This window comes from Neolewinella aurantiaca (genome assembly GCF_008014675.1).
GTDB classification, from domain to species: Bacteria; Bacteroidota; Bacteroidia; order Chitinophagales; family Saprospiraceae; genus Neolewinella; species Neolewinella aurantiaca.
Genome location: NZ_VOXD01000032.1, coordinates 40,666 through 61,847 on the forward strand (window position 1 = coordinate 40,666; position 21,182 = coordinate 61,847).

A 21,182-nucleotide genomic window follows, 5' to 3' on the forward strand; every position below is an offset into this window, starting at 1 on the left:
TTGGTGGAGGGAGAATAAAAAAACGGGCCGGAACACGCCGTAGCGGAACCGGCCCGTGTCTATTTAATTCTCTTCACCAAAGTTGGTGGGCTCCGCTTCGGAGAGTACCATCGGAATCTCTCCCTTGATGGCCTTGCGTTGAGCAAAAGGCATATCGTCGGAGTAAGGTTCACCGTAACGTTTCTGGGCAAGTTCGTCCCATAGTTCGTCGTAAGCACCTTTCAGTTCGTTATAAACGGCCAGGTACGTTTCGTAATTCGTACCACGGTCATTCTTCAGCGAAATGATCGCGTTCTTAGGTGATTCAGCCATGTTTGGCAGTTTCCGGGGGTTCGCGATGAACTCCTTAGCATTTTCCCGTAGTTGGGCAATGCGCATAGGTTCTTCACGGACCAACAACTGGTTGTTGGCGTTAACGAGTACGGAGTACACGTTACGTTCCTTCAACTTAGTGATATCAGGGTCTTCGTCAGACCAGGGCGGCAATCTTACGAGGATACCCTTGTCTTCGGCGATCGTAGTAGTGACGAGGAAGAAAATGAGAAGCAGGAAGGCGATGTCCGCCATAGATCCAGCATTGATCTCATTGTTCATCCGGTCTCTGGTCTTAGTCTTAGCCATAGTCTGGTTGAGATTTATTCAGGTTACTTAAAGATGCCGCGGATACCAAACACTACAAGTGAAAGGATCGAGAGGGCAATCATGATCAGGGCGGCCAGAATAGCACCACTAATGAATTTCAGGTTTCCGCCGGAGAAGGTGGTTTCCTGAGAAGTGGTGAACTTTTCGATAGCCCGTTGGATCTCGGGAGTTTCAGCTGCGATTTCGCCGTTGGCTGTAGAGTAGCCAATGAAAACGATAACGCCAAGAACCACCAGACCGATCAGGCCTTTAATGGAACCTTTAGGGTTACTGGCAAACTGGACGATACCGAAGAGTAAAGCCACAATAAATGCCAGAGCAGTGAGCGCGAGGGAGATACCGATACCGAAGTCAAAGACACCCGTATCGTACTTCTCCGCACCTGCGGACTCAGAGTTCAACAGTTCCATCTCGGCGGGGTCGCCGGAGAAGATACTCATCAAAAAGATGGCAACAACCAGCACTCCAATCCCGAAAGCCAGCGCCTGACCGTATTTATTTAAAAATGCGTACATGCTATGATTGGATTTATAAAATGAGGGCTGGTTAGGCCTTAAAGCTGTTGTTTGTGGCCATGATGTCTACCAGGGCGATGGAAGCGTCTTCCATTTTGTTGACAATACCGTCGATCTTGTTAACGATGTAGTTGTACAGGATCTGCAGGATAATGGCGACAACGAGACCGAATACCGTCGTAAGAAGTGCTACTTTAATACCACCGGCTACTACTGCAGGAGAAAGGTCACCTACTGTTTCGATACGGTTGAAGGCCTGGATCATACCTACTACTGTACCCATGAACCCGAGCATGGGCGCAATCGCGATAAAGAGAGAGATCCAAACAAGGCCGCGCTCCAAAAGACCCATTTGTACGGAGCCGTAAGAAACGATAGCTTTTTCTACAGCGTCGGGGCCTTCACCACTGTGGCGGAGTCCTTCGTAAAGTACGCTTGCAGTTGGGCCAGGGGTGGATTTGGCTACTTCACGAGCACCTGCCATGTCGCCTTCTTCAAGACGTTCACCGATACGGGAAAGTAGTTTGTCCGTGTTGACGGAAGCAAGGTTGAGCGTTATGATACGCTCGATGCAGAATGCAAGTCCGAGAATCAGACAGACAAGAACGATCGCCATAAAGCGCCAGTCACCATCAATGAATTGCTTCTTGAGGACCTGGAAGCCAGAGGCTTCTTCTGCTTGTGCTGCGAGATCGGCAGCGGAAAATACTACCAGCGTGAGCGCCGCCAGTGTTTTGGAAAGATGTCGCATAGCCAAATTTAGGTTTAACGAATAGTTTGTGCGTGAAGAGAATAAGAACCGGCACGAATGCCAGCGTATAGTGTTCTTTGAACCGCCGTTGCGGTCGAATGTGCGACGAACATCGCAACATATCATGCCGAAAGGTAAGAAAAATTCCATCTTATTGATTGTAATGATGGAAAATGCGCCGATGAAACCATCGGTAAACGTCAGATTGCAGATTAACAAGATAATTTAATCCCGTCGTACTACCATGACAGTTCCACACCCTACGATACTAAGAAAAGGTCTTACCCCTTTCTGTTCTTCTAAAAAAACGGAAAAGAAGGAAAAACCTCTGACCATGATTAAAGGGTACAAAATTTGTACTCCGTAACACACGACGAGGAGAACTTCCTTCCTTTCCTGAATTTCAATGCGGAGAGAGAGGGATTCGAACCCTCGGTACAGTTACCCGCACACACGCTTTCCAAGCGTGCTCCTTAAGCCACTCGGACACCTCTCCTTTTGTTGTCAATCTCCGGCGAAATGAGCTCACTCGTTAGTAACAGCTCCCGGAATAGACGCAAAAATTGCAAAAACGATCAACAAAACAAAATTTTTATTGGCATTCGTGAAGATTAATACTCAACGGCTAGCCGGTCTTGTGGCCGCCCAGGGGTAAGTTGTCTTTACAAAGCGGTCAAGTTCAAAGAGTTGCCATGTATTTGCGTTTGTTTGTCGGCCAACTTCCTCCGGAGAAGTTTCCCAAAGTTCTGCAATTTTTTCTGCAACAAGTGGGATGTAAGCCGTTTCGTTTCGTTTCCCTCGTTTCGGAACGGGTGCCAGGTAAGGTGCATCGGTTTCCAGTAAAATCCGGTCGCGGGGCACCGAACTTACAACCGGACCGATACCTCCGTTTTTGAAAGTTACCACTCCTCCGATTCCGAGGTAGAAGCCTCTCGCTATTGCCCGGTTGGCTTGTTCGAGGTTTCCTGTCCAGCAATGAAAAACGCCCCTTAATTTGGCATCGTCGATACCATCGATCAGTTCCAACAGTTCATCAATTGCTTCACGGGCGTGGATACAGATGGGCAGATCGTAATCGATTGCCCACTGACATTGCCGCAGGAAAGCAGTTTCCTGTTGTGCACGGAAGGTTTTATCCCAGTACAAATCCATCCCGATTTCGCCGATCGCTACCCAGGAGCGTTCTCCCAGGTATTTTTCTACAGCAGCAAGCTCAGTCTCGAAATCTTCCCCAACGCTACAGGGGTGCAGGCCGATCATGGCCAGCGTCTCAGCGGGGTATGCTTTTTCGAGTTCCAACATAGCCTTATGGCTACGTAAATCGACCGCTGGCATGATGGCCAATTCGACCCCGGCGTTCCGGGAGCGCATCATCATTTCATCACGGTCGTCCTTAAATTTATCACTGTAAAGGTGGGTATGCGTATCGATGTACATATATAAGGTATGTTCTAGATGCAGAGCAAGTTCGGTTTGGTGGGTACTTTAGTTCTCCGTCAACCTGAAAAGGATGGATAACTGAGGGACCACCGGCCGGGTGGTCATTGCAAAGACGACTCGCCTGCACCTTAGTTTGCTTTAGCGGGCCCAAAGGTAGCAAGCCGGTAGGTGAGTCTCAGAGAAACAACTCGATAACTCCGAGACTCATTACCTTGCGGCCATGGCAAAAGCAAAGAAATTCTATGTAGTCTGGGTAGGTCACGAACCGGGGGTCTATACAGACTGGGGTAAAGCCAAAAGTCAGATTGATGGTTATAAAGGAGCAAAGTATAAATCTTTCCCCTCCCGGGCGCAGGCCGAAGCGGCGTACGCTAACAGCTTCGGTAATTACATTAAAACGGCAGCGTCGGGCATCAAAAAACCATCTTCGCACCCGCGTTCGCGCCAAAAAGCACCACGGAGAGGCAACGCGCCTTCCACCCCCACGATTATAAGTCAGAGTATCAGCGTCGATGCCGCCTGCTCGGGAAACCCAGGAAAGATGGAGTACCAGGGCGTGACAACCAGCGGAAAAAAACAACTGTTTCACAGGGCGTTTCCGCTCGGCACCAACAACATCGGGGAGTTCCTGGCGCTCGTCCATGCCCTGGCTTTCCTGAAAGGCCAGGATATGCCCGACCTGCCCATTTACAGTGACTCTCAGATTGCCATCGGGTGGGTAAAAAAGGGCAAATGCAAAACCACCCTTGCACGCAGTAAGAAAACCGCCGAGCTCTTCGAGTACATCGACCGGGCCGAAGCCTGGCTGAAAGCAAATAAAGTAACCAATCCCATTTATAAATGGGACACCAAGGGGTGGGGAGAAATTCCGGCAGACTTTGGCAGGAAGTGACGCGTGTTACTTTGTCCCGGCCCAGGGAACGCTTTGTTTGTTGACCGGGACAGCTACACAACCAATCAAATATCGAGAATCAGTACCTTCGCCCCTATGCTCAACCTCCTAGTCGTAAGCGATTATCGTGACTCTCTCAATGCTGTGCGGCCCGAAGGGCGCTGGTTTACCGGATTGATAAAGGACTTCGGTTATTCCATTACCCTGATGACGCCGCGTGAAGGCTCCAGTTACATCAGTGAACTCGAAGCGGGAGGCGTCCGCATCATCGACTGGCACCCCGAGAGCAAGTTTGGCAAAGCTGATCGGGACGGCATCAGGGCTGAGCTGGAAGCTAATCACTACGACTTACTGCATCTGTTCAACAATAAAAGCATCGTTGCGGGTATTCGCGCAGCGAAGGGCTGGCCGGGGAAAGTGCTTACTTACCGGGGCTATACCGGCAACATTCACTGGTGGGATCCCGGTGCCTACTTTCAGCACCTCAACAAGCGGGTCGATGGTATCATCTGTGTTTCCGGAGCCGTAAAAGAAAGTTTTGACCGGCTCCCGTTCTTCGACAAGTCCAAAACTCTCGTGGTTGGCAAGGGGCACGACCCTGCCTGGTACGCCGATATTGAGCCCGTTGACCTGGAAGCCGAATTTGACATCCCTCCGGAGCGTACCACCATAATAGTGGTTGCCAACGCCCGCCGGATGAAGGGGATGAACTACCTTGGTACGGCCATCGGCCGCTTGCCCGCTGATCTAGGACTTCACTTCCTCTTCGTTGGCCGCGGCCTGCAGGTTCCCGACTTTGAGTCTGACCTCGCCGACAGCTACTACGCCCACCAGTACACTTTTGCCGGTTTCAGAACCGACGTTCTTAATATCCTTGCCGCTGCCGACGTAAGCCTCTTGCCCAGCGTAAAAGGCGAGGGCCTCAGTAAAGTCCTTCTTGAAAGCATGTTCCTCGGCCGCCCCACCATCATGACCGACATCGGTGGCAATAAAGGCCTCGGGATCAACGGCGAAACGGCCATTATTGTGCCGGCAAGAAGCGATGAAGCGCTTACCGAAGCAATCCTCAGCATTGCCGAAAACCCGGCACTCCGCCAAAAGCTGGGCCCGGCGGGAAAGACCTACATCACGGAGCACTTCCGGGCAGACCGGACCGTACAGGAGCTCCACGCTGCTTACCAGACCGTTTTGAGCAGGTAAAGCTGCCCACCAGTGCCCCGTCAGACGACTTCCCGCAAGGCAGCTTTGTGTCACATTGGGTGTATTTTCTGACACCAATCGATTGCTAAGGCATTCTTGTGGCTTTAGTTCCCTGCCGTTTACTATCTTCCCCTTCTCATATTCAACAACGTTCATGCGAAGCATTAATCTGATCTTTTCCGCGGCACTGCTTTTGCTGCTGTCCTGTGGAGACACTGCCACCTCTACTACCTCGCCAGAAACAGACCCCGCACCTGCTGCCGAGCCCGAAATCAAACCGATGACGGCAACCGGTGAATGGGTATCCCTCTTCAACGGAGAAGATTTCACCGGCTGGCACACCTACGGCAAAGAAAGCGTTGGTGCTGCATGGAAGATTGCCGACGGTAGCATCTACCTCGACGTAGCCAACAAAGACGGCTGGCAAACCGAAGGCGGCGGCGATATTGTCACCGACAAATCTTACGCCAATTACGAGCTCGAACTCGAATGGAAAATCGGCAAAAACGGCAACAGCGGCATCATCTACAACATCGTTGAAACCGACGAATACGACTACCCCTGGCTCACCGGCCCCGAAATGCAGGTGCTCGACAACGACGGCCACCCCGACGGAAAAATCAAGACCCACCGCGCCGGCGACCTTTATGACTTCATCTCCGTCGCCGAAGAAAACGTGAAGCCCGTTGGCGAGTGGAACAAAGTAAAACTCGTTGTTACCGACGGCAAGGTCGAGCACTGGCTCAACGGCAAAAAACAGGTTGAATACGCCAACAAAGGCCCAGAATGGGAGGCCATGATCGACAAGTCGAAGTTCAAAGATTACGACGCTTTCGGTATGTCGACCTCCGGCAAAATCTCTCTTCAGGATCACGGCGACGCCGTTTGGTTCCGGGGCATTCGCATTCGCGAGTTGGGATCAAAATAATACTTCAGTTTAATTTCACCACTTAACAAAAAGCTTAAAGACATGCCTACATTAGATAGCGGCGCGATTCCCAAGCGGACATTTGCCGACGTTCCCGAGAACCGCGACCGGCTCTTCCTCGCCAGTTGTTTTGCCCTCGTCGTAACTTCCATGACCTTTGCCATCAGGGCCGGCATCCTGGGAGATCTTGCTGCAGATTTCGGCCTGACCGATGGCCAGCTGGGCTGGGTTAACTCGATGAACTTTTTCGGCTTCCCCGTAGCTATGCTTGTTGGTGGCGCCATCTACAATGTGGTAGGCCCTAAAATCTTGCTCTGGCTTGCATTTGCGACCCACGTGCTTGGTCTTGCCCTCACCATCATGGCCGGAGGTTACTGGGGGCTCCTCATTTCCACCTTCCTGATCGGTTTTGCCAACGGCTCCGTTGAAGCGGCCTGTAACCCGCTCATCGCGGATATGTACCCGGACAAGCAGACCGCCATGCTCAACAAATTCCACGTTTGGTTCCCTGGCGGCATCGTGATCGGCTCTCTGATTGCCTTCTTCTTCGGCGGCGCTATGTCATGGCAGATGCTGATTGCCACCATGTTTATCCCCACAGCTATTTACGGATTCCTTATGCTGGGCCAGGCTTTCCCCAAAGGAGCCAACATCGTCAGCGACACCGCAGAGAACATCAAAGGTATTCTTACGCCGCTGTTCATCATCATGGCGTTGATTATGACGGTTACCGCTACTACAGAATTCGGCACCACCCAGTGGGTGGAGCGCATTCTCAGTAATGCAGGCGCCAACGCAATGATCCTGCTGGCACTTACGGCAGGCATCATGGCCACCGGACGCTTTTTTGCCGGTCCGCTCATTCAGAAACTGAACCCTATCGGAGTACTTATTGGCTCCGCCGTTCTTGCATGCCTGGGCTTATTTATCCTTAGCAGCGTTACCGGCCCGATGATTTACGTCGGAACCGCAGTCTTCGGTCTTGGCATCTGTTACTTCTGGCCAACAATGATCGGTTTCACCGCCGAGAACATCCCCCAATCTGGTGCCTTTGGCCTTTCCCTCATTGGTGGCGCGGGCATGCTCGGTGCGGGTATCTGGAACCCCATTATTGGTGGTTGGATCGACAGTGGCCGCGAAACGGCACTCGCCAGTGGCCTTACGGGCGAAGCCGCCGAACTGGCAACCGGTCAGGCAACGCTGGGAAATATTGCTCTGTTCCCGCTGTTGCTCATCTTTGTCTTTACCGGACTCTTTTTCTACATGCGGAGCCGTAAGCCGGCCGCAGCTTAATGCACTTAGTTGTTCCTAAAAAAAACGCCCACGCTCCAGTTCCGGAACGTGGGCGTTTCTTATGGCGCGCACGCGGGTGCAAAAAACGCTACCTTAAAGAGCAGTGTTTCTGGCCAGTCGTTCCGCCCGGAGGCGGAAATACCGCTTCAGTCCAGCGTACCCGAATACAGCGACCAGGATCAGCCCCGTCCCCCAGTAAAAACTAGGTGTAAGCTCTTCAGCGTCGTTGAGCAGAAAATAGGCCAGTACGATGCCGTAAACCGGCTCCAGGTTCACCGTCAGGTTTGCCGCAAAAGCGGAGAGCTTCTTGAGCGCCCGCAGGAAGAGGAAGTTGGTAAAGGTGGTACAAATCACGGCCAGGACGATCAGCCAGACCCAGTCCATCGGGGTGGGCCAGAAACTACCCGGCATGAACGGGAGGAAGGGGGTAAGGAACAGCGTACCCGCCGAAAGCTCGATAAAGGTGATCCGCAGAGGATCAGATTTTTCCACGTACAACTTGTTGAAGGTGGTAAAAAAGGTCACCAGCAGCGCGGAACTCAGCCCTACCAGTACACCGGTTGTCATCGAAGCATCCACTCCGTCGATGATAAGCCAGATTCCCGGAAGAATAAATAATCCCAGGGCGAGTTCGTACCAAAGAAATTTTCGTTTCACGATCAACGGCTCCAGGATGCTCGAAAACAAAGCGGTGGTAGCCAGACAAATCAGTCCCACACTTGCGTTGGCCAGTTTGATCGCACCGTAGAAAGTTACCCAGTGTAATGCAACGATGCACCCCAGGCCGGCAAAGATCAATGCCTGCTTACGACCAACATCTCTGATGATGGTTTTCACCCGCACCAGCGGCAACAGGCTGATACTCGTAAGCAGCACCCGCCACCACACCAACGTGACGGCGTTAAGGGATATGATGTCGCCCAGGATGGCCGTAAAACCCCAGAGGAAAACAGCGATGTGGAGTTCTAAATAAGCACGATTGTTGGAGTATGCCATATTGCAAGATTCAGGTTGCAGTTTGAAAGGTACTGGACTGCGCACGTTCCAGGTGCGCGTACTTTTTTTTTTCAGGAATCAATTTGGGGCGAAGGTGGCATATAAATACGAGAAAAATAAAGCCTGCCGCACGAATGGCCTCCACCCACATTTAAAACTTGCTTTGGTACTTAATCCTAAGAATCTGCATCACAGCTAAACACCCCAACAGCATTCAAAAAACGCATCAATACTCGTGCAATGAGTACAAACCCCCGAAATACAAAAACCGTAAAATCACTCTTTCCTCCCCCTCTCACATGCTCCTAATTTTGCTCTGTTGCAATGACAGACATTGTGATTAGTATTTAACCATCGGAGAGAAACATGCCACTCCGGACAAATATTCTTTTATGAATGCCACCAATCATTACCTACTAACCCAACAGCTACACGAGGCAGCCGTTAGCAACCTCCAACAAGGTTTGGAGAGCAGTCAGCAGTTTCACGAACAGGTATTGGGTACGAATGCACCTAACGCACTCTTGGACAGTGCGGCTACGGGCGAGCAAATTTCCGCCAGCGTGCACTGGTGGGGCGTTGACATCGTGATGAACGAAAAACTCACAGACGACATCATCAACGGTATTACTGGTGGCGGGGCAGTAGGCAGTGCCATTGCAGCTGCCTTCGGAGCTGCTGGAGTCGTAACCGGAGGGGTGGCGACGGCCATCGGTGCTGCCATCGGCGCCATCGTTGCCTTGAAGATCGCCGAGATAAAAATTGTTAACAATGGCAGTGGCGTTCACTGGCCAATCACCTGGCCACAATGGGCACTGCTCTTAGCAGCACTACCGGCCGGGCCTGCTGGAATCATCACTGCGGGAATGGCTTTCATCCACCCACTACGTAACTAATACCGTAACCTTGCCAAGGTCTTTCCTACTCAGGCTTCAGTTCTCCTGCGATTGAGCCCGGGCAACAACTGCTGAGCCCAGATGCGGGGAAAGAAGGGAAAAACCAGAGAAGCCGGATCTCCCCAAAAGGACGATCCGGCTTCTCAATTAATGTCTCTCGTTTTATTTTTCGGGAGTACCCTACTTCACAGTCACGCTGTAGTGCGGTGTGGGGTTCAGCGGGCAGGAGTACTGGTAGTTACCCGGTGTCAGAAAGACCAGTCCGGTGGTATTGGTTTCGCCTTTACCAACGAGTTCTTTGAGACCGGAGTTTTGCACCTGTGCACCAGTTTCGTCCTGGAGGTAGAAGCCGAGGTCTTTAGCGACCTTCTTGTTCGTTACTTCAAAAACGTAGTAGCCGGCGGCGAGTTCCAGATTGCCTTCGTTGTAAACGCCCTCCTTTTGGGTCAGCTTGATGGTTTTAGGCGTACCGACATTTACGGCGTAGTGAGGCGTTGGGTTCAGCGGGCAGCTGTACTGGAAAGAACCTTCGGTGAGGGTTACCACGCCGGTCCGGCTGGTTTGGCCCTTACCGATCAGGTTAGCAAGGCCGGAATTCTCCACCTGCGCTCCATCTTTATCCTGAAGGTAAAAACCGAGGTCTTTGTCCACCTCAGTGTTAGTCACCTCAAAAATGTAATCTCCGGGAACAAGGTTGAGTTGGGTAGTGGTGTACTCACCTTCAACCTGATCGAGTTTGATTACGGTAGGAGTGGCTTTACCTTTCATTTTTTTGCCTTTAGCAGCCATGTGCTGGGCACCGACCGCAGAAGCAGCAAAAACGAGAACGAGAAGAGAGAGGAGTTTTGCAAAATTTTTCATTGTACTATCAATTTTGGTTGTTAATGACCCGGGGGCCGTTTAATTTGATAGTACAAAGATGGGGGGAGCAGCAACCGGTTAGCCTACCAGTTTTCCCCGCAGGAAGATCATTATTTCCCTTTCCGATTAATTCTTCACCCGAAGGTGCGAATGGTCACGCTCCCCTCGCCTGGTAACGGAGATCGCCGCGCTATTTTTTCTTGCGCGGAGTACGTTGCTTACGGGCGGGCTTAGGCGAACCTAACGAAGACTTCGCCTTTCCGCGCCGGGAAGAGGATGCCTTTGCGGTGTTACCCGTACGCCGGCCACTGCTCCTCCGACCGGTTTTTGCACCTGCTGCCGAGCCCTTATCGTATTTCTTGCGCGATCCACCGGCTGCACCTTTGTCCGGGGCGGCCAAATCAGCTTCGGTTCCGTGCACCTCGAGCACATCAATAAGTTCCATATCGATGCGACGGCGCTCCATGTCGACCTTCTTAACACGGATGCGGACGGAATCCCCCATCTTGAGGCGCTTACCGGTTTTGCGACCGGTGATGTAAAGTTTTCCGGAGCTGATATCGTACGGCTCGTCCATATCATCGTAGCTGATCATGCCCTCTACATAGTTGGCGGTCAGTTCTACAAACACACCAAAGTCGGCCATACCGTTGATGATACCGTCAAACTCTTCGCCGACGTTGTCGAGCATGAATTCGGTCTGTTTGTACTTGATGCTCTCCCGCTCGGCGGTGGTCGCTTTTTTCTCCTGCGCAGAGATGTGCTTACAGATTTCCTCCAGCTTTGTGGGGTTCATCTTATAAAGGCTTCCCTTTTCGAGGTTCTCGTCCAGGATGCGGTGCACCAATACGTCGGCGTAGCGGCGGATCGGGCTGGTGAAGTGCGTGTAGTTTTCGAAGCCGAGACCATAGTGACCGATATTTTCGGTCGTGTAGATCGCCTTAGCCATCGTCCGTATTGCAATCGGCGAAAGCATCTTGACCATCGGGTCTTCGGCGGCTTTGGCCAGCAACTCGGTGTAACTCTTAGCGATGGATTGCGGCGTACGAAGGTCCATTTTGTACCCCAGGGCTTCTGCGAATGCAGCCAGTTCGATCACTTTCTCCATGTTCGGCTCATCGTGGACACGGAAGACGAACGGAATTACTTCCTTGAGTCGTTCAGCTTTCTTGACCATAAAGGTGGCCACCTCTTTGTTGGCCAGCAGCATGAAGTCTTCGATTAGCATGTTCGTATCGATGCGTTCCTTCACGTAAACCTCGAGCGGCGTGCCGTCTTCGTCCAGTTTGAAACGCACCTCGTTGGTAGCGAAGTCAATCGCACCGTGCTTGAAGCGTTCCTTACGGAGCACTTTCGAAATCTTATCCAGCTGCAGCAATTCGTCGCAAAAGTCACCGCTTTTGGTATCCAGCACTTCCTGCGCTTCCTCGTAAGTGAAGCGTCGGTCGGAGTGAATAACCGTAGCTCCGAACCAGCGCTGGGTGATTTTGAAGGTCTTAGGGTGCATATTGAAGACGGCAGAGTAGCTCAGTTTGTCTTCGTGCGGGCGCAGAGAGCACAACTCGTTGGAGATGCGTTCGGGCAGCATCGGGCAGACGCGGTCTACGAGGTAGACAGAGGTTGTCCGTGCAGCAGCTTCCTTATCCAGGGCACTACCCGGGCGGACGTAGTGGCTCACATCGGCGATGTGAATGCCAACTTCTATTTCTCCGCTTTCGAGCGTCCGGATGGAAAGTGCGTCGTCAAAGTCCTTCGCCGTTAACGGATCGATGGTGAAGGTCGTGATGTCACGCATGTCCCGGCGGATGTTGATTTCCATCGGGCTGATTTCGCTGGGCAGCGCTTCGCTCTCGGCAATCACTTCTTCGGGGAAGGTGATTTGGAAGCCGTTGTTGATGAGGATCGACTGCATAGCGATTTCACTGCTCCCTTCTTCGCCGAGCACGGCGGTGATTTTACCGCTGATCTGGCCAAAGCGATTGGGTTCCCAATCCAGGATCTTAACGACAACCTGGTCGTTGTTTTCACCGCCGATGAGTTCGGCGCGGTGTACAGCTACGGCGAGCGTTGCGTCGCCCGGTTGCTTCACCACCACTTCGGCGTACTTCTCGTGAATCATGAGTTTACCGACGAAGTGAGTTACACTACGTTCCAAAACTTCTACCACTTCGCCCTCGGGTTTCCTGCGACCGGTGGGCGTCCAGGTGCGGATTTTTACTTTGTCTCCGTCTTGAGCATTTCCCAGGCGGCGGTTGGTGACGAAAACGTCATCCTGATCGCCGTCGAGGACGATAAAGGCGGAACCGGAGCGGGTCATATCGACCACGCCTTCCGCGTAAGTTTTGGAGGTTTTCTCCTGTATATTCTTGATTGCTTGAAATTTGTAGTCGCCGTTTTCGCGAACGAGTCCGTCGCTTACCAGCTTACTCAGAGCGGCCTTGACGCTATCCTGAGAATTTTTGATTTTCAGCTTCCTGATGAGCTGTTTCGGGTTAAATTGTTTGCGGGCGTTGCTCTTGAGTTCTTTCAGGAGGGCACTGCGTAAATCGCTGGCCTTGAGCTTACTGCCCTTAATCTTCTTTCTAGACATATAAATTGCTGGGTGTGGGTGGCCATCTGCCACCACCGCGTTCGTTATGTTGGACGCACAAATAATGAGCTTTACGCGTCATTTGCCCGAAATACAGGCGGCGCTGTCGCGGATTTTGGGTTTAGGGTTATTCCCTTATTCGCACTCATAACACTTTCCAATCTTCAAAAGTTCTGTCTTACCCCGGGGCCAGCTTTATGGTTAGGTTAAGTTTATGGGTTTTCCTGGGCGCGGCCGCAGGTGCAGGGAAAAGTTCGGAGGCTCAGGCGAAGAACTATAATAAACCTCGCCGTACCTTGTGCCCATGTCTTCAAAGAAAACAAACATTCTCATTGTTGGTGCAGGTCCTGCCGGAGCAGCCACTGCTCTACGCCTGTCTTACCTCAACATTCCTTGTGTCCTGGTCGACAAAGCCACTTTCCCGCGCGATAAGGTTTGCGGCGACGCTTTGTCCGGAAAAGTTCCTACCCTACTGAACCGGCTGGACCCGGCAATCATGGACAGATTCCGTCAGCGGTTTACGCCGGTAGACGTATGGGGAATTCGCTTTTTCCCGCCCAGTAAGAAGCTCATTGAGCTTCCCTTCAAGGTAGGCTACGAGCGCGTCCCCGACGAGGCTCCCGGATACGTCTCCAAGCGGATGGATTTCGACGCCTTTCTCATCGAAGAAGTTCAGCGGCGCGAGAACATTGAGCTCCGGCTGAACACCGAAATCGGCAGCTGGGTAAAAACAGCAGAAGGCTACACCGTAACCACCAAAGACAAATCTGAGAGCTGGGACTGTCGCTTGCTCGTAGACGCCAGCGGAGCCAACTCCCGTTTCAGCCGCAAAGAGGCCGGCCAGGAAATGGATCACGACCACCACGCCGCCGCAGTGCGCGCTTACTGGAAAGGAATTACCGGTTTCCACAAAGACAATTTCATCGAACTCCATTTTCTGGAGAAATACAACCCCGGTTACTTCTGGATCTTCCCCCTGCCCAACGGCGAAGCCAACATCGGTCTGGGGATGCGATCAGACATCGTCAAGAAGAAAAACATCAACCTCCGCGAAGCTCTGGACGACATCGTTGCCTCCGACGAATTCAAAGAGCGCTTCAAAGATGCAGAGCAAATAGACCCGACCATGGGCTACGGTCTTCCCCTTGGCTCTAAAGACCGCGTTCTTTCCGGAGACAACTATCTCCTCGTAGGTGATGCCGGGCACCTCATCGACCCGCTTACCGGAGAAGGTATCGGTAACGCAACTTACTCCGGCTTCATCGCCGCCGAACTGGCCGAGAAGTGTCTCGCTGAGAACCGTTTCGACGCCGAATACCTCGGCGCGTACGACGTCAGAATCGAGCGCGTACTCCGTACCGAACTACGCCTGAGCTACCGGATGCAGCAAATAATGCAGATAAAATGGCTAACTAATTTCCTTACCGGCATCGTCGCAGCCAACCCTAAGGTCATTGAAGTACTCTGTAGAATGTACACCGACTTCGAGTTGCGCAAACAATTGGTAAAACCAATGTTCTGGTGGAAACTTTTCCGGGCCAAGACCGGAAAGCTCCCAGCAATAGATTCTTCGGTGTCCGACCAGTAAAATTTGACCGAAAGTCAAATCCCGACCGTCTGTCAGTGACCAAATATCACGCTTCAGTCAGGAATCAGACATCAAATCAAGTTCTTCTCATTTAATACGTTAATATTTTACTAACAACGTAACAAATCGCAAATGAGACTGGTTATGGTTCGTAGTTGATTAAGTTTCATATACTAGTGAGTGTAAAGTGAGCCTCCGACCCTATTTGACGGGTACGGGGGTTCTTTTTTTGCCCCCCTCGCTTAAATCTCCTACTTGCCTGCACCGTCAGATTTATCTCGTTTCCGCCCCGGCGATTACCCTGCGGGAAAAAATTAATTTCTAAGTTGCGCGCCTGTCCGCCCGGAGCGGTCTTGCGAGAGCAGTTATAAACGTCCGCTTCAACATTTTCAATTTAATATGCGCAACGAAATCGATCCCCACTTCGAGTACGCCCAGGCTCTTTCCGGCCCTGTCCCCGATTATCTTCTGGAAGTGGAACGACAAACGTTTCTGAAGACCATGGCTCCCCAGATGCTTAGTGGCCAGCTTCAGGGTAGGTTGCTCTCTTTGCTCAGCAAACTCCGCCAGCCGGAGACCATCCTCGAGGTAGGAGCCTTCACCGGTTACTCGGCCCTGTGCCTCGCCGAGGGGCTCGCTCCCGGTGGAAAGCTGCACACCATTGAGGGCAATCAGGAGGTAGCATTTCTTGCCCGCCAGAATTTTGCGGCATCTCCCTTTGCTGACAGCATCGAGTTATACACCGGGCAGGCAATGAACCTGCTCCCTGATCTCCCCCCGGTATTCGACCTCGTTTTTCTGGACGGAGACAAGCGTGGCTACCCGGAGTACTTCGACCTGCTCATCGACCGCCTCTCCCCCGGTGGCCTGTTGCTGGCCGACAATATTTTATGGGACGGTAAAGTAAGCACCTCCGGGAAGAAGGATCTCGATGCCGAAGCGCTCCGCGCTTACAACCAGTTACTCGCCGATGATGACCGGGTTGAAGTAGTTGTACTCCCCCTGCGAGACGGACTCAGCGTGGCACGAAAAACGGTTTAATCCCGACCAGGAGCTCCAGAAAAACCAGAAGGCAAAGCCTGGCTATGCTACTCCGAAGGAACCTCCCTTCGCACCAGCGCTCCCGCCCCTCCCTTTTCTGCACTCGGGTGCAAACAAAACCCTGGTATCTTTCCAATTGCGCTAAGGAAAACGTTAGTGTGCGATCAGAAACAGACCTACGGCCATGGAAAGCCCGGCAGCTGCCGCGGATTCGTATAGTCTGTTACACCGCAAGCCGGCAGCGGGTCGATGTGGAGCTAAAAACTTATCTTTAGCCTACTAACCACCATGGACACAGCCAACCCTTACCTCAACCCGGTAGAACTCTTTGACCTTTCCGAAAAGCCGGAACTTAAGCCTGCCGACCTGCGTAAAGCGAAAAAACGGTTTCTTACAGAACTCGAACTGGATGGTCGTGAAGACTTCGACTACCACGGCCGGCTCTTCACCCGCAATGATCTCGATCGCGTAAGCCAGGACATTGAAGACGAGGCAATGCTCGTTGCATACGTCACCGCAGCTAAAACAAAAGGGCTTTCGGCGTTTCTGGCCTCAGGCCGGACGGATCAGGAATTCGACAGCAACCAGCTTTTCAATCCTCGCCTCAAGCCTCTCCTCAGGTCTTATTTTGGTCCGGCCTTCAATCAGACCTTCGGGCGGGCGGTAGCCAATCAGGACCAACAGGCCGTCGACAAAATGAGAAACTGGAAGGCGGAGAGCGCAGGCATTTCCCCGTCGGTACTCTACCAGGACGCTTACCGTAACCTGGACTCGAAGATTGAAGTCCTTGCCGGTACGGTAGATGCCTACCTCCGCGACCCTAAAAGCCCCGCCGCCCAAAACCTGCGGGGCATGAAAGCTTTCGACGATAACTTCCCGAAGGAACTCATTTCAGCCCTCCCACCCTACTTTACCGATCTGACCGGCAAACTGGCCGACCGGCTCACGCCTTATATCATTCGCCTCAACAACGAACGGCAGAACCCCCGCATGGCCCTGGCCCTGACCAAATCCATCCTCCGGCTGGAAAACCTGGCCGACGATAAACGAGAACAACTGAAAAAGATCGGGCGGCAGTTACGTGATAATGTCAACACTGCTAACCACAATCGTGAGGCACAGAGTAGTGAAGGAGGAATGGGCGCAGGCCGCATTGTATGGCTGATCATTGTTCTGGTAGTGATGCTGTTTCGGGTAGGCTCGTGTATCTCCAGCAACAGCCGTTCCAGCCGGAGCAATTACCGGACAAATTCTTACTACGCCGAGCAGCGCTATAAGCCTGTTTCGGCACTGACCTACAAAATACGGTATGCTATCAACCTGAGGCAGGCGGTGCAGCGGGGCCTCTCGCCCACCGCTGTCACACCAGACAGCCGGGCCGATATCCCTTCCTTTCTGCTAAGCCCATTGTATCGCCCCGGAGCGGGCGTCCTGGAAGCCAACGATGTCCTGCGGGCACTTAATCAGGATACCGTCTATCACATCGAACGCTACGTCCTGAGCCGAAGGACCACTCCTTTCCAGGTCGATAAGGTCTTTCAGCAAACCATCAAGCGCCCTGTGGTTGCCAAAGACAAGGACACCAGCAGGCTCTACCTCGCGCTGGATGCTCTCAACAAAGAACTGACAGAAGAAGCGCGCATCCGCGAGGAGCGCCGCAAAGAAGCGGAAAAGAAATACACCGTCAGTAGTAAAAAATATCCGGGAGGAATTGTAGTCAAGGCCGATCGTGGCAACGGGCCGCCTTCGGCGGCCAGCAACGGAGTCCGCGAAGTAACCAGCTACGCAAAAGAGAAGAAAGACCAACTCCTGGGGCCAAAGGCTAAAATGCCCGCCAACTACTACCTCTACCAGAAGCGGGGAGAAAAGAACGATGGCCGGCTGATGAAGATGAAAGCCGCCCCCGACGCTGCTGACGTTGGTCTCATTCTGGTTTGGCGAGACACGCTCGGCCTGCGGCAGGTCAGGATGCCCGGAGGGCTCACCGCCCCGTTCACCTTCGACGTTGCCGTGGGGCAGGTAGACAAACTTCTTGAAGGCTACGTCGTCTACGGCAAGCTCTGGTCCGATACCGAAACCAGTCCCTTCGGAGGGCAGGGTTGGTACCGCGAAGTAATTTGCTATTGCGGACCCAACGATCACCTCGCGTTCATTAACGGTAAAAAGTCTTACCGCAAAAACATCTGGTTTCCCACCAAAAAGATTGACACCAGTAAAAGCATGAGCCCCCAGGCCTGGTTGCGGGGGATAAAACGCTTGCGCTGACACTATCATTTGGCGCGGCCGCAGGTGCAAAGAAAGCTGGACGGCAAAACGGCTCTCTATTCTCCCCGCCCATCTGGCATCCGATCCCTTCCGGGAACCAACGACTTTAACTCCGGACACAGCAAAAGTAAAACCCGGCAGACACACAACACCAACCATGCAAACCGTACCTCAATTCTACCTCGACCTTATCAACCAACTCTTCGAGTTGGAGAAAAAACTGGAAGACCAACTCGACAACCGCGCCCTGGCCCGACCACTCGACCGCATGAAACGCCTTTTCGAGGAAAGCCTCCCCAACGCTGAAGGAGCTGTTCCCGTAGGCCTGTTTGTCCACAACCCTATCGGTGAGAAATACACCGAAACACGCACCGATTGCGAAGCCAGCATCGCTGGCGAAGGAGAGGGAAAGCTTCGCATCGTCGAGGTAATCAAGCCCATTGTTTACCTTAGAGGCGGCGGCTACAACCAAATTGTCCAACGGGGAGTAGTCATCGTTGAGTGATACTGCCCTGCTGCTCCATCGCTCCTGATCACCTTTTATGGTAAGACCAAAAGCCTAACGAACCAACAGACTGAAATGACTATTAATCTCGGCATCGACCTCGGCACCACCAACTCCGCCATCGCTTACGCGAAGGAGGGGCGCGTTCAGATTTTCTCCAACCCCAAGGATATGGGCCGCCGGACGCTTCCCAGCGTAGTCGGTTTCAGAAAAGAACGGACCATCATAGGCACAAAAGCCAGAGAACGGATGGAAAAAGACCCAAAGAACGTCTTTGGGGTTTTCAAGCGGAAAATGGGGACGAGTGAACGCTTTCAGGTGCCGGCCAGCGGCAGAGAGGAGAGTCCGATTACGTTGTCGAGTTACATTCTAAGGGAACTGCTGACTTTTTTGCCGGCCGACATTTCCACGCGGGCGGCGGTGATCACCATTCCCGCGAGTTTCGACACCGTTCAGAGCAAGGCTACAGAAGCCGCTGGCATTGCCGCCGGTTTCGAGCAGGTAAGCCTGCTGCAGGAGCCCATCGCGGCAAGCCTTGCCTTCGCCAACCAGGCAGAAAACGCCGTACCGGAAGACGGTAAATGGCTGGTTTACGACCTCGGCGGCGGTACCTTCGACGTTGCCCTTCTGTCCATCACCGACGGAGAAATGAAGGTCATCGACCACGTTGGCGACAACTTCCTCGGCGGAACAGACTTCGACCGCATGATCGTCGAAAAAATAATGGTTCCAAAGCTGGAAGAGGAGTACGAATTCACCAACCTGCTCGATGAGATGAAGAGCGCGAAGGGCAAATACAACGCCCAGTTTTATGTCTTGCGCCAACGGGCCGAAGAAATCAAGATTCAGCTATCCACTCAGGAGAGTGCAGAAATTCTGATCGATGGCTTCGACGATGAGGACGGCGAGGAGGTAGACCTGGAATTCACCTTCAGCCGTAATGATTTCAACAGGATTATCAGCCCCTACATCGAGGGGACGATGGACCTGATTGTCGATCTGTTGCAGCGCAACGGATTGACGGCTGAGACGCTGGAGTTCGTACTACTTGTAGGTGGCTCCACTTTTATTCCGCTGGTTCGGGAACGGTTGGAGGCCCGCATCGGCCGGCCGCTCAACGCCGATATTGACCCGACCACTTGTGTTGCCGAAGGGGCAGCGGCTTACGCTGCTACCCGTCCGCTGCGGCTGAAAGCGGAGGTTTCTGACAACCCTGCTACCAACGAACCGGCTGCGGCACCTGCGTCTGCGCCCAAACTGAAAATGGCCTACCCCCGCGCCAGCCGCGAAGAAGAAGAAACCCTTGTTGGTAAATCTGACGGCGACACCGACGGCTGGCAGTACCGCATTCTGCGCCAGGACGGCGGTTTTGATTCCGGCCTTCGCCCCCTCAAAGGCCGTTTCTTCGAAGACCTCCCCCTGGTTTCCGGTGCATTCAACACCTTTACGCTGACCCTGACCAGCCCCGAAGGTAAAAGCCATGAGCACCCCGAGACCATCGGTATCAACGGCGGCTACGCCATCAGCGGCCAGCCACTGCCCGAAGACATCACCCTCGAGGTCGACGACCCCGAGCGCCCCGGCGGGTCGCGCTGCCTGGCGGTATTCAACAAAAACGCAGTCCTTCCCCTTCGCCGTACCATTACCCGGGCCCTCAACCGGCCGCTCCGAAAAGGCTACGAAGAAGACCAAATCAGGATCAACGTACTCGAAGGCCCTGCCGGCGCCAGCCCGGAAGCCAACAAAAAGATCGGCTTTCTAAGCATCACTGGTCGGCAGCTGAGCCGCGACGTCAGCAGCGGCACCGATGTGGAGATCAGCCTGCAAATGAACGAAAACCGAGACCTGACCGTAATGGCTTACCTGGCCATGACCGGCCAGGAATTCGAAGAAACTTTCACCCCTACCGAACGCCACACACCACTGGATCTCCTCCGGCTCGAATACAACAACCTGGCCCGTCGCTGGGAAGATGAGCGTGCCGCAGCCGAACGCAACGAAGAGTACGAGCTGCTGGGCGTGATGAAAAGCCTGCAGGAAGAATTCGAAGACCTCGGTCGCCGCATCTCTGGCCTCAACGCCGATGATGCAACCGACGAACGCTACCAACTCGAAGACCGCCGCCGCACCATCGTCCGGAAAATGGACAGCGCAATGGTGAACCGCGTTTTCCACGAAGCCTTGAAGAAATACGAAGAGGCTAAGCGAAAAACAATTCTGCTCGTAGAAACGGAAGGGACCAAAGCAGACCAAAAACAACTGACCGACTTGCGCCGACAGGAAACCGACATCCTTGCTGCCGGCATGACGGGGAAACTCGAAAGCCTTACCCGACAGATGAACGACCTGCACAGCCGTGTCTACGTGTCCTCTCCCGCTAATCTAAAAAATCACTTTAACCAGTTGCTGATGATGCGGGGGGTATACACCGATGCCAGGATGGCGGAAACCTTCATCATGGCCGGGCAAACAGCTATCAGCCAAGAAAACTGGCCCGGGTTGCTGAACGTAATTCAGCAGTTACACGGTCTTTTGCCACGGAGTGTATTCCAAAATCCGGGCAATGATTCTACCGGCGGAGGAATTCCGGATCTGGGGAAAATCGGGTTTTAGGCTAATTAGAATCCACCTTTAACAAGGCCTCTTCGCCCCCTTTTAGAATCTTTTTAAAATATTAAAAACACGATTCACCACCAAAAATAAGCCACACCTCTATTGAGCATAAGACTCTTATTACCTTTGATCGAATTGCTTTTTAACTGACACTTGAACATATTGT

General features: G+C 52.8%; 17 protein-coding genes and 1 tRNA gene. 10 read left to right on the plus strand and 8 right to left on the minus strand.

The window, feature by feature from the left end; translation table 11 throughout:
• Positions 1–63 precede the first annotated feature (63 nt).
• The 5 genes from FUA23_RS17625 to FUA23_RS17645 all read right to left on the minus strand — a co-directional run bounded on the left by FUA23_RS17625 (position 64) and on the right by FUA23_RS17645 (position 3,345).
• Positions 64–621, minus strand: coding sequence for an ExbD/TolR family protein (locus tag FUA23_RS17625; RefSeq protein ID WP_147932083.1), 558 nt, complete (start codon positions 619–621; stop codon positions 64–66).
• Between the two features lie 23 nt (positions 622–644).
• Positions 645–1,157 (minus strand): hypothetical protein, encoded by a 513-nt coding sequence (locus FUA23_RS17630; RefSeq protein ID WP_147932084.1) that lies wholly within the window; start codon positions 1,155–1,157, stop codon positions 645–647.
• A gap of 31 nt (positions 1,158–1,188) precedes the next feature.
• Positions 1,189–1,908: a MotA/TolQ/ExbB proton channel family protein gene (locus tag FUA23_RS17635; RefSeq protein ID WP_147932085.1), complete on the minus strand. Its 720-nt coding sequence runs from the start codon at positions 1,906–1,908 to the stop codon at positions 1,189–1,191.
• Positions 1,909–2,317: 409 nt separating this feature from the next.
• Positions 2,318–2,404: transfer RNA gene (locus FUA23_RS17640), tRNA-Ser, on the minus strand.
• Between the two features lie 122 nt (positions 2,405–2,526).
• Entirely contained in the window at positions 2,527–3,345 is an 819-nt protein-coding gene (locus FUA23_RS17645) for a TatD family hydrolase (protein ID WP_147932086.1), read from the minus strand.
• A gap of 223 nt (positions 3,346–3,568) precedes the next feature.
• On the opposite strand from FUA23_RS17645, the gene FUA23_RS17650 reads away from it, so the two are divergent.
• The 4 genes from FUA23_RS17650 (at position 3,569) to FUA23_RS17665 (ending at position 7,661) form a co-directional block, all read left to right on the plus strand.
• Positions 3,569–4,240, plus strand: coding sequence for a ribonuclease H1 domain-containing protein (locus tag FUA23_RS17650; protein ID WP_147932087.1), 672 nt, complete (start codon positions 3,569–3,571; stop codon positions 4,238–4,240).
• A 96-nt stretch (positions 4,241–4,336) separates the two neighbouring features.
• Entirely contained in the window at positions 4,337–5,440 is a 1,104-nt protein-coding gene (locus FUA23_RS17655; RefSeq protein ID WP_147932088.1) for a glycosyltransferase family 4 protein, read from the plus strand.
• A 154-nt stretch (positions 5,441–5,594) separates the two neighbouring features.
• On the plus strand, positions 5,595–6,368 hold the full coding sequence (locus FUA23_RS17660; protein ID WP_147932089.1) for a 3-keto-disaccharide hydrolase: 774 nt from the start codon (positions 5,595–5,597) through the stop codon (positions 6,366–6,368).
• Positions 6,369–6,410: 42 nt separating this feature from the next.
• A complete protein-coding gene (locus tag FUA23_RS17665) occupies positions 6,411–7,661 on the plus strand; it encodes an MFS transporter (RefSeq protein WP_147932090.1) in 1,251 nt (416 codons plus the stop codon).
• Positions 7,662–7,754: 93 nt separating this feature from the next.
• Here FUA23_RS17665 and FUA23_RS17670 read toward each other — a convergent pair whose 3' ends face one another.
• The gene (locus FUA23_RS17670; RefSeq protein WP_147932091.1) at positions 7,755–8,657 is read right to left on the minus strand and encodes a DMT family transporter; all 903 of its coding nucleotides are present in this window, start codon (positions 8,655–8,657) and stop codon (positions 7,755–7,757) included.
• Positions 8,658–9,049: 392 nt separating this feature from the next.
• Between FUA23_RS17670 and FUA23_RS17675 the strand changes: the two genes are divergently transcribed.
• On the plus strand, positions 9,050–9,553 hold the full coding sequence (locus tag FUA23_RS17675; RefSeq protein WP_147932092.1) for a hypothetical protein: 504 nt from the start codon (positions 9,050–9,052) through the stop codon (positions 9,551–9,553).
• A gap of 180 nt (positions 9,554–9,733) precedes the next feature.
• Here the strand turns inward: FUA23_RS17675 and FUA23_RS17680 are convergent, their stop codons facing one another.
• Both FUA23_RS17680 and rnr read right to left on the minus strand, forming a co-directional pair.
• Complete coding sequence (locus FUA23_RS17680; protein WP_147932093.1) at positions 9,734–10,414, minus strand: hypothetical protein; 681 nt, start codon at positions 10,412–10,414, stop codon at positions 9,734–9,736.
• A gap of 190 nt (positions 10,415–10,604) precedes the next feature.
• On the minus strand, positions 10,605–13,004 hold the full coding sequence (gene rnr, locus FUA23_RS17685) for a ribonuclease R (protein WP_147932094.1): 2,400 nt from the start codon (positions 13,002–13,004) through the stop codon (positions 10,605–10,607).
• A 304-nt stretch (positions 13,005–13,308) separates the two neighbouring features.
• On the opposite strand from rnr, the gene FUA23_RS17690 reads away from it, so the two are divergent.
• The 5 genes from FUA23_RS17690 to FUA23_RS17710 all read left to right on the plus strand — a co-directional run bounded on the left by FUA23_RS17690 (position 13,309) and on the right by FUA23_RS17710 (position 21,016).
• Positions 13,309–14,592, plus strand: coding sequence for an NAD(P)/FAD-dependent oxidoreductase (locus FUA23_RS17690; protein WP_147932095.1), 1,284 nt, complete (start codon positions 13,309–13,311; stop codon positions 14,590–14,592).
• Positions 14,593–14,991: 399 nt separating this feature from the next.
• Positions 14,992–15,633 carry an O-methyltransferase gene (locus tag FUA23_RS17695; RefSeq protein ID WP_147932096.1) on the plus strand — a complete coding sequence of 214 codons (642 nt, stop codon included), beginning with the start codon at positions 14,992–14,994 and terminating at the stop codon, positions 15,631–15,633.
• A gap of 288 nt (positions 15,634–15,921) precedes the next feature.
• On the plus strand, positions 15,922–17,898 hold the full coding sequence (locus FUA23_RS17700) for a hypothetical protein (protein WP_147932097.1): 1,977 nt from the start codon (positions 15,922–15,924) through the stop codon (positions 17,896–17,898).
• Between the two features lie 157 nt (positions 17,899–18,055).
• Positions 18,056–18,403, plus strand: a complete 348-nt coding sequence (locus FUA23_RS17705) for a hypothetical protein (protein WP_147932098.1) — start codon at positions 18,056–18,058, stop codon at positions 18,401–18,403.
• A gap of 75 nt (positions 18,404–18,478) precedes the next feature.
• Positions 18,479–21,016 carry an Hsp70 family protein gene (locus FUA23_RS17710; RefSeq protein ID WP_147932099.1) on the plus strand — a complete coding sequence of 846 codons (2,538 nt, stop codon included), beginning with the start codon at positions 18,479–18,481 and terminating at the stop codon, positions 21,014–21,016.
• Positions 21,017–21,182: the final 166 nt, after the last annotated feature.